The following is a 16,457-nucleotide window of genomic DNA, read 5'->3' on the forward strand; positions in this document are numbered from 1 at the left end:
TTCAGAAAATGAAGATGCGCTGGAAACTCTTCCAGCGCATCTTGCTTATCGCCTGCTGAATTTGACTGGTGCCGTGATTGTCTTATGGACATCCGGTGGCGGAGCGGGAACCGGAGAGGCACGCTTTACAAGCGAAAGCACCTCTTCATCAAGCTCTGGCCAGCCCGAGGATCGCGCAAGCGAAGCGGACAGCACTTTGCCCGTGTCGTCGATGCGGAAGCGGACATAGACAACACCTTCTTCCCGGCGAGACTTCGCGCCAGAAGGATATTTCTTGCGACGTTCCAGATGCGCCATCAGACGCGACTGCCAACGCGCCGGCGTCATTGATGAGGCAAACAAACCGGATGCCGATTGCCGTGCTGCATTGCGATTCGTTTGCACAGCTTGCGCCTGTGCTTTGACTGCTTGTTTGGAAGATGCCTGTTCCTGCTGACGCTGCCTGACGGGCGGCTTCTTTGGTTCTTTCTTCTTGACGATTTCCTTTTTGGGCTCTGGCGGCTTTGGCTTTATCACGGGCAGCGGAACCTCGACCTTGTCGAGTTGGGTCAGTTCTTCCTGAGTTTCCTCTTCAACAGGCTCTGGCTCGTCCTGAACCACTTCCTGCTCGACCTCCGGCTCATCGACCGGTTCTTCAACCTTCTCAGCCGCAGCACTCGCATCCGACATCACCTCGTCGGGTGTTATCTCGTTTTCTTCAGTCTCAGTTGCTTCCGGTGTTTCAGCCAGTTCAATCATGATAGCGGCTGGTGGTGCATTGTCGGCCGCTATCATTTCCGGCTCACGCAAAAGCCACATCGCGCCCCCCACATGCAAGGAAAGCACGAGAAGGCTTGCGCCCGCCCAAAGTGCGAGTTCACTCACACCCCCGTGCAGAGTGCTGCTATCGAGATCGCCATTCATGATATGCTGGCCCAAGCAGGCACCTCTGCGTGATCGCTTCTGCGACGCAACTCAGACAGCATCTGCCCGTGATGGATCAGACTACGCAGATCGCAATCAAGACACGCTAACCGCCCGTCGCTGCTTTCAATCGCAAGATCGGCAATGGTGAAATCATCGAACGCCGCCACAAAGGAGCGCATCGCCGCCTGCAACAACATGCCGAATGCTGAGTCTGATCCCGATTGCTTTGTCGACTGCTCGTTGAAGCCCGGCTGCATCAGCCGCAAAACCGTTCCTACATTGATTGTCTTTGCGGGCCGCGCAAGGCGAATGCCGCCCCCGCGCCCGCGTGAGCCAACCAGAAAACCATGATGGATAAGTTCGGATACGATCTGCGCAGCATGATCTTTCGTCGTACCCGTTGCTTCTGCCGCGGTGCGTGTCGTCACAGCACTGCCTGCTGATGCCCGAGCGCAAAGAACGAGAAACTCAATCGATAGCTCAGCCTGTCGGGTAAATCGCATCGCAACAATCTTTATTCTGAAACGTGTTTAAGCTGACGGCTTTGAGGCCCCACAAAGAGCAACAGGCCTGCGCAAAGTATTCCGTTGATTGCAAATTCCAGACACAGCGCTTGAGGGACAAACATGAGCATCGTCAGACAAATCACAGCAAAGATGGCAAGCAGATAGATCCGATATAATCGCGGCCATGCATTGAGCCTGCGCCACGCGCCCATAACGCGGCGCGTGATCCTGTTTGTTTCCAGCCAGCACAATGCTTTGGGCGAAAGCTGTACGAAGCAAAGCAACGCACCAAATACAAACAAGGCAGAGGGCATCAGCCGTACCTGACAACCGACCAAGGCTGCAGCGATCAGCAACAACCCCAACGCGAGATAACCAGCCCGCTGACGTTCATCGGGATAGGCGCGTGATCGAGAATTCGGGGCAGTCCTGCCGTCCACTGAGTTTATGTCAGAGACGGTCATGAAAGATTGTCCGCACCAGTGCATGAACACGGCGGAAAGCAGCTTCCGCACCAGCGACCACGCGTTCTTCCTCAGCGTCAGAAAGCTCGATCTCATCAAGCGGCCCAGTGAAGGTCCGCCAATGCAGTCCGCGACCTTCAGGAGCACCGGCCAGATGTCGCGCACCAAGTTCTTCAGACAAGCCCAGCTTCAGCGCTTCTTTGAGCAGGAAGGCCGCACCGAGGTTGGAGCCTTCAGCCACATAGAGCCAGCCAAGTGCAGTCGGCAAATCGACATCGTTGCCAACTGGGAAAGCAGGCGCTGCGTCTGCTGCAGGCAGATCGTAACCGAGATCAATCAGGTCCTGTCCCACCAGTGCCAAGCGACGACGCCCCTGCAAATCGGGCAGCAACGCATCAAGTGCCGCCGCATCGTAAAGAGCGTCAATATCGCGATGGAACTGATACTGAACTTCGACAAACAGAGCATAGCGCTCACGGCTCGCAAAGGGGTCGCTTGCCATAATGCTTTGATCAAGGCGTTCATGCGTTCCAGTCGTGCGTGCCTTCAGGCGCTTAGAGCGAGGAAGAGCAACCGATTGCTCAAGAACAGTGGCGTCAGTCATTTAGTGTATCCCTGTTGGCAGGCGAGGTCTGATCAGTATGAACAAGACGCTAGCCTTTCTCATTACTAAGACGATTGAGGGAGCTGTTTTTTGCAGTGCAAAGGCAGAAAAATCTGTCTTTGCACAAAATGACGCATCCCGAACGCATTAGAAGTGGAAATTAAGCCCCAACTTGACCGTATGGGTATCGAGTGAATTAGACGCCTTACGACCGTTTACGATATTCGAACTGCCCGTATGATCCGTATATTTGTAGACTGGTGTTTCGGTTGGATCGCAGAAAGTATCTCCCAGAAATTCACACAGGAATGGATCGGGTGGTGTAATTTCTATACCTGTCTGCTCTCTGGTCGTGTAGTTGCCACCCGTTCCCGCACGTGCATTTTCGAAATTGAAGCTGCGATTGCCAAAGCGGCTATAGGTATAGTCGGCGTTTACCGACCAGCGGTCGTTGATTGCATATTCCACACCACCGCCAACAGTGATACCCGCACGTGTTCCCGATTGTTTGTCGATTGAAAAAAGACTCGATTGCGGCTTGCCCATGATATCTTCCGCATAACGATACTGGTCGCGGGTCATTTTTTCATGGGCGAAGGCGATACCTGCAGTACCATAGACGAGCCAGCGATTATCCAACGCATAACCGAGGCGACCGCGAATAGATCCGGTCCAGTCGATATCGTAGTGCGTATTGGCCTGAATGCCGGCAATGTCCTTCTGTGCTGCAATCCAGTCTTCCTGCATAAAGGCTGCCTGCGCACCCTTCATTCGGGTCTTGCTTACATCGGCTTCAATACCCACCACTACGCGATTGCTGAACTGATAGTTATAGCCAGCCTGCACACCGAAGAGCGCAGAGTTACCAAAGCCACGGTCGGCAGATTCACTGTTTGAAATCGGATCAGCTGTGCCGTCTAACGCGGTCGTGGTGCCCCATGTACGACCCGACGTCATGCCCGCATGAACACCACCATAGAAACCGCTCCAATCGATACCGGGCGCACCGGTTTGCGAGCGCGAGAATGGCGAAAGCTGCGGCAGACGCTGATCACCACCGAAATTGCTTGTGAGCCCGGCATAGAAAGTGCGACCTGGTCCCGGCTGATTCACCAGACCGAGCGGATCGACATAATATTGGTCCGTCAGATTTTCGATCCGCGCTGTCGCAGTCAAACTGTCAGTAATTTTGTATTCGGCAAAAATATCGACCAGCGTATAAGGCTTCCAACGGGTCAGCGAGATAAACTCACCTGCACCAACCGCTGTAACATCGCCATGGCCGATAGCGCGCGGGCCAACATAGGAAACACGCCCGCCGAGCGTCAGTCTGTCTTCCAACATCTTCTGCGAAAGTGTCAGATCAACACTGTATTTTGGCGGCACCTGATTGGTTGCATAGTCGCCATAAAGCGATTTGGCTCCGCAAGTATCAGAAGTACGGCAGAACTCTACATCAAGATAATAGTTGGCTGAGAAATCGGCAGTGAACCCGCCAGCCTCATAGCGGCTCGAGAATTCAAGACCTGAGAAGCGTGCGCGATCAATGTTGTAGACCTGCATACCGCTGTAGACAAATTTCCCGCTGTCATCGTAGAAATCGCGGAATGCCCGTGCAACGTAATCTTTAACGTCCCAGTTGAAATAACCAAACTTGACCATGCCGCGATCATCGTCATTGAGCAGACCGTCCTTGGTGAAATTGGCCCCCACTTCCCAGTTGCTGGAACGCTCCGGTTGCAGTCCGGCATTGGGAATGACGGTGAACGCAGAAACAGATTCAAACAGGCTCGGATAACGCAGCGCGTGGGAATAATTGACATAGAGCTGGCTACCGTCGAATGGCTCAACCGTTACGCCGACTGATGGACTGAAGCCGCCCGAATCCCGATTTGGTTCGGGGTTTAGCTGTGCCGAGTCATTGGCTTGCGTGCGTCGGTCATGCGACCAGTAATGGGAATAACGCAGGCCAGCATTCAGTGTCAGCCAGTCAACCGGCTTATAGGCTGCCTTGGTGAAGATGCCCATTTCATCACGATAGGCGTCACGTAGATTAAGCCAGCCTTCAAGTTCGTTCGTGTAGGCGCTCGGACGGGTATCCTCCCTGAGATAGGAGATGCCATAGTTCAGATCGAGATCGCCATAATCGCCAAACGAAAACTTGGATTTATTGGCAACATCACCACCCCACATGATCGTATTCGACCCCGTACGGAAGTTGGGCGAAAGGCCAAGTGACTCCGATGTCGGTATCATGTTGCCGCGCCTCGGATTGCGCAGTTCCAGTTTTGTTACCCAGAGATTGGCTTTCAGATCAATCAGCTCGTTGTCATCCGGGTTCCAGTAATAACGCATAGTGCCGGTATCGAGCTTGGAACCGGATGTCAGCTCCTGTTGCATCGGCTGACTGCGATCCCCTGTGAAGCGGGATGCCAGCAGATCGCCTGCCTCGCCCCGGAAGCCGGTATAGCCGAGCTTAAGCGTGTGACCGCCATCAAAGCGGAGCGTCGCTTTTGTCAGGAAGGATTTTGTCTCAAGCTGTGTATTGAGAATCTCTTCGCCAGCACGGTAATTCGTAAGCCCACCGTTTTCGATATATTCTGGCCAGTTCTGGCACCAGGAGCCAGAGGTATTGCACGTCCTGGCAGGTCCGATATTCACCGGATCAGCCGATGGACCATGCTTACCGGCGTGATAATTACCGCGCTTGCGATAGGCATAACCCGCGAAAATATCATAATTTTCTTCCTTAATCGCAGCAACAACGCTTGTTGAACCGTTGGTCGGCGTCAGGAAAGACGGTCGGTCCATGCCGTCCGGCGATCCAACAACTTCCGGGACATCGCTTGGCGAATAGGGCCATGAATATCCACCTTTCGCACCCGCATGAGGCGAGGAGGAGTTCGATCCATACTCACCTTTCACACGCATACCCCAATTATCGCCTTCCTTGACAATATCGTCGGCATCAAGGGTTCGAATGGCGACATTGCCTGCAATACCGCGTGAGGATGCGTCCGACCCCTTGTTGATATCGATGCCGGCAATCAGATCAGGATCAATGTAGGTGCGGTTAGAAAGGCCCTGATAACCCTGATAAACAGTCACGCTGTTTTCAGCACCATCGATGGTGGTCGCAACTCGGCCCATGCCTTGCATGCCGCGAATGTTGACGTCCACTGAACCTGCGCCATTGCGCGCCTCGCCGGACATTACACCCGGTGTGCCACGGAAGATATCGGCAGGGCTTGAGCCGCGAAAACGCTCGATGGTCTCCGAGGAAATATAAGATGTCGGAGCAGCAGTATAATATGGAGCATCTGCTGCCACCGCCCCACTTCCGCCCGTGACGGTGATTGTATCAAGCAACGTTGTTCCATCAGCTGCTAGCGGGGCTTGAACGGCTACCGATGGAGCGGAAAGTGCAACCGTATTGCTTCCGGTGAAACGATAGGAAACACCAGATCCCGAAAGAATGCGCGACAAAGCATCTTGTGGCGACATCATTCCCGATACAGCTGGAGCCTGCTTGGAAGCGGCAATTTGCGGCTGATAAGTGACCTGCATTCCGGCCTGACGACCAAAGCTTGCCAGTGCCGAGGCCAGCGAACCTGCGGGAATATTGAATGAAACCTGTCGTTGGGCCTGTGACTGAGCATTTGTTGCCACCGAAAGTGACAAGGCATAAATGCATGTCGACCCTAAAAGCGCGGCCGTCAGAACTCGCATTCCCAGCCGCCGCACAACATTATTACCGACACGAAGCCCCATCGCTCAACCACTCCATCAATTTGTGAAAAGGCGGTTGCATGGCAGCAGCTAACTTCCGACCCTGTTGCTTAAAACGAATGGAGCGCGGCGATTTTCTCCCCCGCTACAAAAAAATCAGGAAAAAATGTAATTCTCAAATTGAAGAGATGACAGTCAGCCAAGGCGATATCTGGCGGACCTTTCCGCCATAAGGCTCGACAACAGCTTCAAGTGCAGAAACAGGATTATTGAGATCAAACACACCACTGATCCTCTGCGCCCCAAAGCCTGGTTGAGCGAGCAGCACACGACCCGACTGCCAACGTGCAATGCGGGCCACAACAGAGGAAATGGTATCGCGTTCAGCAACGATGATGCCCTGACGCCAGGCAGCGATTTGCGATATATCGCGATTACCACGCTCAAAATCATGGTTTCGCTCATTGAACGTAAGCCAGTCGCCCTCACCAAGCGGGGTCAGCGTGTCGCGCGCACCAGTTGGTCTGACCGCAACCAGCCCATGATCGACGGAAACTGTGAGATAGCCGGCATCACTGCTGACATCAAAGGCAGTCCCCAAAGCCGTCGCAACCAGATTTCCGGTTTCGACGCTGAAGGGGCGCGCGGGATCGGGCTTTACGTCGAAAAAAGCCATCCCTGCCAACAGCTCGACATGACGGGCATTTGCATCGAATTTCAAGCGAATGGCACTATCAGGGCCCAGAGTTGCCCGGCTGCCATCTGAGAGTGAAACATCCTGCAATTGAGCAGACGCAGTCATATAATCGGCTTGTGCCTGCAAAATGAGCTGTGGTCCGAAAAGCGCTCCGCCTGCGACAACGGTAAGTCCTGCCGCCCCGCCAGTCAAAATCGAGCGACGCGACATCTTCGAGCCACGGCTCGCACGGCGCTGATCCTGCATGACCTTGCCAGTCATGCCATAAATATCCATAGCCTCACGCCACGCTGTTTCATGCTCGGGACTGCGCGCACGCCAACGCTGGACCAGTTCAAGCGCGACCGGATTGTCCGGGTCATCCTGAATGCGGATGACAATATCCAGAGCTTCCTCGAACAGCTTTTCGCTTTCCGATAGTTTGTCATCCATTCAGCGGCGATCCTCATGATTCAGCCGCTTCACACAGCTGAACAGCTTCTCATAAAACAACTCTTATTGATTATAACGAATGAAGAGCGAGAATTTTCTCCCTCATGTGTCGGAAGAAACATCCAGCAAACGCGCTCTCAAATGCACGTAACCGCGTTTGATCAGCGTCCATGTCCGCGACACAGAAAGCCCCAATTCGCTCGCCACCTCGGCAATCGTCTTTTCCTCGAGACGATGGAGCTCAAATGCCCGACGTGTCTGTTCAGACAGCTCAAGCAGCGCTTTTTCTATAATCATAAGGCGCTGCCTGTCATAGACGATTGTCTCCGGCGTCGGTGTCGCATCGGCAACGCGACGCCATTCCTCGTCCGGCATATTGACATATTCGACAATACGCTCACGCCTATAAAGGTCGATGGAGAGATTGCGCGCGATCTGGTGCAGATATGCACGAGGATTGTTATCCTTGCCCGATGGCCCAGATGAAGATGCAGACATAACCCTGACGAAGGTATCCTGCGTCAGGTCAGCAGCCGTTTCAGCATTATGTCCTCGACGCCGGAAAAAGCGGTTCAACTCCCGCGCATGGTTTTGGAAAAGGCGTTGCAGATTCCACATCAATCGAAACTCATTCGAAACGCACAAATATCACCGCAGCGGACCGGCATCTGTGTCAGTCGGGATTCAAACGCCGAATTCAATCCACTGACACGCCTGTTGCAGCAGTGTTATCTCTTACTGTTATATATGATTAAAATAGTCAACTTAAAATTGCTATATCCCGCCGTCAAACGTTCGGGGCGACCTGGGGCAGACCCCAAGCAGGCACTGGCCGCCCAAAGAGCCAACCCTGCCCCACCGCCTCTGGATGTAGGGCCAGAACGTAATCTGCCTGCTCCTGTGTTTCCACGCCTTCAACGATGAGCTTAAGCTCAAGTCGTCCAGCTATATTACAGATGTTCTCAACAATCTCGGAACTGACAGCCTCGGTTCCGATGGCCTGCGTGAACATGCGATCGACTTTAATACCGCTGATCGGCAGCTTTGCCAGATAGGCAAGATTGGAATATCCGGTCCCGAAATCATCGATGAAGAACTCATAACCCCTTGCCCGAAATGATTTCATGCTCTCAATGAGGCGTTCATGATGGGCAGTCGAGCGCTCGGTGATTTCCAACACGATTTGTCGTGATGAAAGATTGTGTCGCTTGACCTCTTTATCCAAAAACTCAAGCGTTTCCGGATCGATCACATCATCGACCGAGAAATTCAGGCTGAGATAAAAATTCGTGTCATTCTGCAAGCGCACCTGCATTTCATCGAGCGCCTTGCGTACAATGATGCCCGTAAGGTCTTTGATAACACCGTATTCTTCTGCAATCATAATGAATACATCAGGCGCAATCGGAGTTCCGTGATCGTCCGACAAACGCGCCAGCACCTCGACACCATTCACATGCCCGTCATGCAATCGCACCAACGGTTGATAAACGACACTTACTCGCCCCTCCGCAATAGACCGCTTAACCTGTTGCGGAAGTGAAGAATGGCCGCGCCGCCATTGGACAGCTGCCACGCCTAACCCGCTGCCCGCGAGGCCACCAAATGCAACAAGTGCCAACAAAACACCCGGTGCCTGCTGCAATATGCTGACGCCTGTAAGCGCTGCGATCACACAAATATCGAGGTCATTGGAGCATCGTGACGCAAGCCGGTGAGAGCGCAAATCGTACCAGGCGAGCTTTTCCGGCCGCTGTGTCGTTAACTGGCTCGCATCCCCAAATGTCCGGTAGATATACTGACCGTCCTGGCTGATGACATGCGCGCTCAGATTGGGCTGCGCACGTTCGTATAAGGCAAAAGCAACCGGCGATGTGAAAACCACTGCTGACCCATGCATAACCATATCGACCGCAGTCAGATGGCTACCGATACCTGCGGCCTGCCCCCACAAACGATGGCCACCGTCCACTTCCCTGTCTGCCGTGGGCAGTTCAGCAGGTGGAGACAACCGTCCCCATAGTGCGGTGCAGACAATATGATTGTTCAGCACCCGACCTATATCGCGCAGGTAATGTGCTTTGAATGTGAGAAGGCGCAACTCTTTCAGGTTGTCATCGGAGCACAAGGTTTGGCTCGTATCATTCACAATGCTCAGAGTATCACGGCCAGATTTCGCAACATTCACAGAATGGGACAGAAGATTATCCCGATAGTCGTTAAGCCGGATATATGAAAGCCGGACAAGTTCCATCTGTCCTAAGAGAATGGTTATTGCGACGCCGATACACGCGACGAATGCAACAAACCACCGATCCCCGTTGGTACGCAGCTTTATCATCAGGATGAATGTCCCCAAGCAGCAAATCAACGCCCCCGTTGTTTTAGCAAAGCTACACAAGTCATAGCGCGAAGCCAATGCTTAAGGTGCCGAATTTATCAAGAAAATCAAACCAATCGGCAAGCCTGCCGCACGAATGATATCGTCTTAGTTTCAGGATTTCAGTTTAAATCCACGCCTGAGGTTGACGTTGAATATCCGGGCCGTAGATTGACTCACCATGACAAATATTGCGATTGATCAAAATTACCTGCTCGAAAAACTGGGCGCTCTGCTGGCAATTCCAAGTCCCACGGGCTTTACAGATGAAGCGGTGCACTATGTTGCACGCGAACTGGAAAGGCTCGGCCTTGAGGTGATGCTGACGCGGCGTGGTGCTATTCGTGCCCGCCGCAACGGCAATTCCCGCAAACCAGCGCGCGGCATCGTTTCCCATCTCGATACACTCGGCGCGCAGGTCAAATATCTCAAATCAAACGGGCGGCTCGAGCTTGTTTCCATCGGAAACTGGTCAGCACGTTTTGCAGAAGGTGCCCGTGTTTCGATCTTCTCATCCAAAGGCACTTATCGCGGTTCGATCCTGCCGCTGAAAGCCTCCGGCCACACCTTCAACGACGAAGTGGACACGCTGCCAGTTGGCTGGACCTATATCGAGTTGCGTGTCGACGCGCTCGCCCGCAACAAGGAAGATCTGATCGAGCTGGGGATTGATGTCGGCGATATTGTTGCCGTCGATCCAATGCCGGAATTTATTGATAACGGTTTCATTGTTTCCCGGCATCTCGATGACAAGGCAGGGGTTGCCATCATGCTGGCTTCTCTTGAAGCCATGCAACGCCTCAAGGTCGAAACACCGGTCGATACATACTGGCTTTTCACCATCGGAGAGGAAGTCGGTGTCGGTGCGTCAGCGGTTGTGGTGCCAGACATAGCCTCACTCGTTGCTATCGACAATGGCACCACCGCGCCTGGACAGAACTCATCGGAATTTGGCGTAACCCTGGCCATGGCCGACCAGACCGGCCCCTTCGATTATCACCTGACGAAAAAGCTTTACGAGCTCTGCGGTGAGCATGAAATACCCGTACAAAAGGACGTTTTCCGCTATTACCGCTCCGATGCCGCGTCAGCCGTAGAGGCTGGACACGACGTTCGCACAGCTCTGCTGACATTTGGCGTCGATGCCTCACATGGCTATGAGCGTATTCACTTGAGCGCATTGACATCAATTGCAAAACTCACCGTTCACTATGCAATGAGCGACGTTGAGATCAAGCGCGACGCCGAGGAAACAGCCAAGGGAATCAAGGGTTTCACACATCAGAAGTCGACAACCGCCGAGCAGGATTTGAAGCCGGAAGATATGCCGACGGAATAGGCTCCAAACGTATGGAAAATGAAGGCGGGGTTCACCCCGCCTTTTCTATGCGCGCAAATTAATTATGATAATTTATTGATATACGTCATTTTCTCCCTATAAATTAAAGTCTGACAGATTTGGCCTCAACGAAAGGAACCGCTGATGAAGAGGTTATTTCGCGCCGTTTTAACAGCGGCCACTCTGGTTCTGGGCACAGCGATTTTTCAAGCTGCCGCGCAGACACCGCCCGATGTACTGATTGTCGGGCAGATTGCGGAGCCTCAATCGCTTGACCCGCATACAGTCACGGCGACGAACGATTTCCGCATCCTCGTCAACATTTATGATGGTCTGGTTCGCTACAAGGACGGCACGCTCGAAATAGAACCCTCGCTCGCTGAAAGTTGGACGATTTCCGACGACGGTAAGACTTATACGTTCAAGCTGAGACAGGGCGTAAAGTTCCACGACGGTTCCGATTTCAACGCTGAAGCCGTCAAGTTCAACTTCGAGCGCATGTTGAACAAGGATCATCCTTTCTACAATACAGGCCCTTTCCCGCTTTCCTTCAATTTTGAATCCATCGAAAGCGTCAATGCCATTGATGCAAGGACGGTTGAATTCAAGCTGAAAGAGCCATTTGCGCCCTTTCTTTCAAACCTTGCCTATCCGACTGGCCTTATCGTTTCGCCAGCATCTGTCGAACAATATGGCGCTGAATTTGGCCGCCATCCATCTGGCACCGGCCCATTCAAATTCGCTGAATGGCGGTCAGGACAACGTGTCGTAGTCGAGCGTAATCCAGACTATTGGGATACAGCGCCTATACTGAACGCTGTCGTTTTCCGACCGATCACCGATGCTAACACGCGGGTTGCTGAAATGATGGCTGGCGGCATCGACATCATGGTCGAAGTGCCGCCAGACAACCTCGCAACTTTCAAACAGGATGCGAATTTCGCCGTTGCAGAACAGGCCGGGCCACACGTCTGGTTCAGCATTCTCAACACCAAAAGCGGACCATTCGCGGATAAGAAGATACGTCAGGCCGCAAATTATGCAGTCAACAAGCAGGGCTTGGTCGATAATGTCTTGCAAGGTTCGGCCACTGTCGCAGCCGGTCCTGTGCCGCCCGCATTCAATTGGGTTGAGGACAAAACCGAGCCTTACGCTTACGATCCTGAAAAAGCCAAAGCACTACTGCAAGAGGCCGGTGTCACCAATCCTGAACTCACATTCTATGTGACAGAAGGCGGCTCGGGGATGCTGGACCCGATCAATATGGGTGCTGCCATTCAGGCTGATCTTCAGGCGGTTGGTTTCAAGGTGAAAATTGAAACCTATGAGTGGAACACCTTCCTTGGTCGTGTGAACTCGGGCCTCGATGGCAAAGCCGATATGGCCGAAATGGCCTGGATGACCAATGATCCCGACACCGTTCCGTTTCTAACGCTGCGCACCGAAGCGCTGCCGGATAAAGGCGGCTTCAATTCCGGCTATTACTCCAATCCGAAGGTCGATGAATTGCTGACCAAGGCCCGCACATCAACAGATCAGGCGGAACGAGGCAAACTCTATGGTGAAATCCAGTCGATCGTCCACGACGATGCGCCTTGGCTCTTCGTTGCCAACTGGAAGCAGAATGCGGTCACAACAGCAGCCGTGCAAGGCTTCAAACTCCAGCCGTCATTCCTGCTGAACCTCAAGGAAGTGACTAAACAATAAAGCATTGCGCCAGCAATCAAAGCCGATGGCGCATATCCCGAAAACTGGGAACCGGTTTTCGGGATAAGATGTGCGCAAAAACAAAAAGGGTTAGAGCGCTGATTTGATTCCGTCAGATCGAAACGCGCTCTAAACGAAGCGGAGGAGGGCCAATGCCAGCCTATATCTTCAAGCGGCTCGTCGCAGTTATTCCCGTGCTTTTCGGACTATCCGTCATCGTCTTTCTGGTGATGGCATCAATTCCCGGCGATACCGCCACAGCCCTGCTCGGCTCTTACGCGACGCCGGAAAATGTCGAGCGGATCAACCGCGATCTCGGTCTCGACAAGCCACTGGTGCAGCAATATTTCATCTGGATCGGCAATCTGTTGCACGGCGATTTCGGTCGCTCCTTCGTGCTCAACCGCCCAGTTCTCGATGAGGTGCTGGAACGGTTTCAGGCTACGCTCATTCTGGCGGGTGTAGCCCTCGTGCTTTGCTCGATCTTCGGGCTTTTCGCAGGTATTATCTCAGCCGTTCGTCAGTTCGGTTGGGCAGATCGCACGATCACATTCATTGTATTGGCTGGCATTTCGATCCCGTCATTCTGGCTTGGACTTCTGCTGATTTATCTCTTCGCCGTTCATTGGCGTATTCTTCCGGCATCCGGCATGTATGCGGTCTATGGCGGCGGTGATCTCAAAGATCTGATCTGGCATCTGATCCTGCCTGCCTCCACCTTGGCCGTGGTTGCGGCCGGTGTAATTGCCAGACTGACGCGCGGCGCAATGCTTGAAGTGCTGCGTCAGGATTATATCCGCACCGCCCGTGCCAAAGGGCTGAACGAGCGTCGCGTGATTTACGGCCACGCCTTCCGTGCAGCCCTTGTCAGTGTCATTCCCGTCATCGGCATTCAGGCAGGTTTTGTGCTGGGCGGTGCGGTCTATATCGAGACCGTGTTTCAATGGCCCGGCATCGGTGCGATGCTGGTGAAGGCCATTTCTACCCGCGATATTCTGCTTGTTCAGGGCGGCGTGCTGATCGTGGCAGCCAGCTATGTATTGTTCAATCTACTCGCCGATGTTCTTCAAACCATGCTTGATCCGAGGATACGCACATGAGCGCCCTTTCGGAAACCTACACGCCCGCAACGCCTGCACGCCTTTCTTCATGGCGCCTGCTGATGAGCAATCGTCTTGCAGCTTTCGGCTTCTTTCTACTCGCTCTGATCTGTGTGCTGATCCTCATTGTGCCTATCCTGCCATTGCCCAATCCGGATGCAACGGCACCTGCAAGCAGGCTGCAACCGGTCTTCTCTGCTGGCCATTTGCTTGGAACCGACCAGCTTGGGCGCGATATTCTGAGCCGCCTTCTCTGGGGCGCACGTGTATCGGTCGCTGTCGGCTTTGCAGCCACCCTGATTGCCGCCGTCATCGGCTCGGCCATTGGTCTCGTCGCCGGCTATGTGGGCGGGCGAACGGATAATCTCATGATGCGCGGCATCGATATGCTGATGGCCTTCCCCTATATTCTGCTGGCGCTGGCAATCGTCGCAGCGCTTGGACCGGGGCTGATGAATGCGCTTTATGCGATTGCCGTGGTCAACATTCCGTTCTTTGCGCGTAATGTGCGTGGCACAGCGCTTGGCCTTGCCAATCGCGAATTTGTCGATGCTGCACGGCTTTCGGGCAAAGGACATATTTCAATCCTGCTCAGCGAAGTGTTGCCGAATGTTCTGCCGGTGATCGTCATCACCATGTCGACCACTGCAGGCTGGATGATCCTTGAAACAGCGGGGCTGAGTTTTCTGGGCCTTGGCGCGCAGCCGCCGCAGGCCGATCTCGGCTCGATGCTGGGCGAAGGCCGCGCGCAGATGTTCACAGCACCGCATGTTTCCATCGTGCCCGGCCTGATGATCTTTCTCATCGTCATCAGCCTCAATGTACTGGGCGATGGTATCCGCGATGTGCTTGATCCCCGCTTGCGTTCCGGCGCTCTGGCCCGCCCCGGTTCTGTAACGGCAATCGCCAGGAACAGAACCACCCCTAAAACCAAGATGCTGGATGCAGCTTTGGCCGTTGAGAAACTTGAGACCGGCTTCGTCAATAATGGCAGCTATACCCCAGCAGTAAGCAATGTCTCGCTTCATCTTAATCGTGGCGAATGCCTTGGCCTGATCGGCGAAAGCGGCTCGGGCAAAAGCGTGACTGCACTGTCCATCATGGGTCTGGTCGCCTCTCCGCCCGGGCTGATCCGCAGCGGCGCCATCTATCTTGACGGTAAAGACGTGCTCGACATGACAGAAACCGAGCTGACGGCAACGCGCGGCAGCAAAGTAGCTTATGTATTTCAAGACCCGTTGACGACGCTGCACCCGATGTACTCGATTGGCAAACAGGTTGAGGAGGCCATTGCAGCGCATAAATCGATCAGCTCATCCGAACGCCGGGCCGAAGCCGTCGCATTGTTGGAAAAGGTTGGCATTCCGGACGCAAAAGAACGTGCTGATCATTATCCGCATCAGCTATCGGGCGGCCAGCGCCAGCGAGTCGGCATTGCCATGGCACTCGCCAATGATCCCGACATCATCATCGCCGACGAACCAACCACAGCGCTTGATGTGACGGTGCAGGCGCGCATTCTGGAGTTGCTGCGCGATCTGCAGCGCGAGCGTGGCATGGCGCTGCTGTTCATCACCCATGACTTTGGCGTGGTCTCTGAAATCTGTGATCGCGTTGCCGTCATGAAGGACGGAGTGATCGTCGAGACCGGAACAGCCGAAACCGTGCTCGCTAACCCACAACACAGCTATACCAAGCGGCTGATTGCCTCTGTGCCGGAACTTGGTCAGGGCAAGAACTTCTATGAACGCGTGTCAAAGCTGTTCAGTCGCAATGAGACGGAGGCCGCAACATGAGCGAAGCAGCAATCACCGTTCGTAACTTGAGCAAAACCTTCGGCGGCGGGCGCACACTTTTCGGCAAACAGCGCCATACTGTTGAAGCGGTCAAATCCGTGTCGCTCAACCTCGCGCGCGGTGAAACGCTGGCCATTGTTGGCGAAAGCGGCTCCGGCAAAAGCACCTTGGCGCGGATGCTGGTAGGGCTGACAGAGCCAAGTGATGGCACGATGGAAATTGCCGGTCAGGATGCAAGTGCCCTTCGCCGCTCTGGCCCGCGCGCTTTTGGCAAAATCATCCAATATGTTTTTCAAGACCCCGTGGCCTCGCTCAACCCGCGCAAGACCATTCGGCAAATACTGGAAACACCACTGAAACTGCTCGGCGAACTTGATCACAACCAGCGCCAGAAGCGCATGGGAGAACTGCTCGATGCGGTGCAGATGCCAAAAGATACCTTGTTGCGTTATCCGCACGAGTTTTCAGGCGGTCAGGCCCAGCGCATCGCCATTGCGCGCACACTTGCAGCAGATGCCGAAATTATAGTGCTGGATGAGCCGGTGAGCGCGCTTGATGTTTCTGTTCAGGCGCAAGTGCTTTTGCTGCTCGAGGAGCTCAAACGCCAGTTCGGCCTCTCTTATCTGTTCATCAGCCATGATCTTGCAGTGGTGGAAGCGATCAGTGACCGCGTCGCCGTCATGTATTATGGGGAAATCGTCGAAGAAGCCACGGCGGAGGCTCTTTTTGCCAACCCGCAACATGCCTATACACGTCAGCTGATAGACAGCGCACCGCGTATGAAAAGAGAGTAACTA

13 protein-coding genes are annotated in these 16,457 nt (G+C 53.9%); 5 read left to right on the forward strand and 8 right to left on the reverse strand.

Annotation, left to right across the window (positions count from 1 at the left end; all coding sequences use genetic code 11):
• Positions 1-45 precede the first annotated feature (45 nt).
• The 8 genes from QBD00_RS10075 to QBD00_RS10110 all read right to left on the reverse strand — a co-directional run bounded on the left by QBD00_RS10075 (position 46) and on the right by QBD00_RS10110 (position 9,679).
• Positions 46-918 carry an energy transducer TonB gene (locus QBD00_RS10075; RefSeq protein ID WP_318579356.1) on the reverse strand — a complete coding sequence of 291 codons (873 nt, stop codon included), beginning with the start codon at positions 916-918 and terminating at the stop codon, positions 46-48.
• A complete protein-coding gene (locus tag QBD00_RS10080; RefSeq protein ID WP_264232529.1) occupies positions 900-1,409 on the reverse strand; it encodes an Rrf2 family transcriptional regulator in 510 nt (169 codons plus the stop codon). Before QBD00_RS10080 ends, QBD00_RS10075 begins: the two co-directional genes overlap by 19 nt.
• 11 nt (positions 1,410-1,420) lie before the next feature.
• Positions 1,421-1,876, reverse strand: coding sequence for a DUF454 family protein (locus tag QBD00_RS10085; protein WP_318579357.1), 456 nt, complete (start codon positions 1,874-1,876; stop codon positions 1,421-1,423).
• Positions 1,863-2,480, reverse strand: a complete 618-nt coding sequence (locus tag QBD00_RS10090) for a biliverdin-producing heme oxygenase (RefSeq protein ID WP_318579358.1) — start codon at positions 2,478-2,480, stop codon at positions 1,863-1,865. The genes QBD00_RS10085 and QBD00_RS10090 overlap by 14 nt, the downstream gene beginning before the upstream one ends.
• Before the next feature lie 147 nt (positions 2,481-2,627).
• Positions 2,628-6,251, reverse strand: coding sequence for a TonB-dependent receptor domain-containing protein (locus QBD00_RS10095; RefSeq protein WP_318579359.1), 3,624 nt, complete (start codon positions 6,249-6,251; stop codon positions 2,628-2,630).
• A gap of 133 nt (positions 6,252-6,384) precedes the next feature.
• Positions 6,385-7,338: a FecR family protein gene (locus QBD00_RS10100; protein WP_191792918.1), complete on the reverse strand. Its 954-nt coding sequence runs from the start codon at positions 7,336-7,338 to the stop codon at positions 6,385-6,387.
• Between the two features lie 102 nt (positions 7,339-7,440).
• Positions 7,441-7,956, reverse strand: coding sequence for an RNA polymerase sigma factor (locus QBD00_RS10105; RefSeq protein WP_318579360.1), 516 nt, complete (start codon positions 7,954-7,956; stop codon positions 7,441-7,443).
• A gap of 169 nt (positions 7,957-8,125) precedes the next feature.
• Positions 8,126-9,679 (reverse strand): EAL domain-containing protein, encoded by a 1,554-nt coding sequence (locus tag QBD00_RS10110; RefSeq protein WP_318579361.1) that lies wholly within the window; start codon positions 9,677-9,679, stop codon positions 8,126-8,128.
• A gap of 220 nt (positions 9,680-9,899) precedes the next feature.
• On the opposite strand from QBD00_RS10110, the gene QBD00_RS10115 reads away from it, so the two are divergent.
• The 5 genes from QBD00_RS10115 (at position 9,900) to QBD00_RS10135 (ending at position 16,454) form a co-directional block, all read left to right on the forward strand.
• Positions 9,900-11,057 (forward strand): osmoprotectant NAGGN system M42 family peptidase, encoded by a 1,158-nt coding sequence (locus QBD00_RS10115; RefSeq protein ID WP_264232542.1) that lies wholly within the window; start codon positions 9,900-9,902, stop codon positions 11,055-11,057.
• Positions 11,058-11,201: 144 nt separating this feature from the next.
• Positions 11,202-12,764 carry an ABC transporter substrate-binding protein gene (locus tag QBD00_RS10120; RefSeq protein WP_318579362.1) on the forward strand — a complete coding sequence of 521 codons (1,563 nt, stop codon included), beginning with the start codon at positions 11,202-11,204 and terminating at the stop codon, positions 12,762-12,764.
• A 152-nt stretch (positions 12,765-12,916) separates the two neighbouring features.
• Positions 12,917-13,864: an ABC transporter permease gene (locus QBD00_RS10125; RefSeq protein WP_318579363.1), complete on the forward strand. Its 948-nt coding sequence runs from the start codon at positions 12,917-12,919 to the stop codon at positions 13,862-13,864.
• Positions 13,861-15,660 (forward strand): dipeptide/oligopeptide/nickel ABC transporter permease/ATP-binding protein, encoded by a 1,800-nt coding sequence (locus QBD00_RS10130; RefSeq protein WP_318579364.1) that lies wholly within the window; start codon positions 13,861-13,863, stop codon positions 15,658-15,660. Before QBD00_RS10125 ends, QBD00_RS10130 begins: the two co-directional genes overlap by 4 nt.
• Positions 15,657-16,454 (forward strand): ATP-binding cassette domain-containing protein, encoded by a 798-nt coding sequence (locus QBD00_RS10135; protein ID WP_318579365.1) that lies wholly within the window; start codon positions 15,657-15,659, stop codon positions 16,452-16,454. The genes QBD00_RS10130 and QBD00_RS10135 overlap by 4 nt, the downstream gene beginning before the upstream one ends.
• The last annotated feature ends 3 nt before the right edge of the window (positions 16,455-16,457 follow it).

It is taken from the genome of Ochrobactrum sp. AN78, assembly GCF_029909885.1.
Classification (GTDB): Bacteria; Pseudomonadota; Alphaproteobacteria; order Rhizobiales; family Rhizobiaceae; genus Brucella; species Brucella quorumnocens.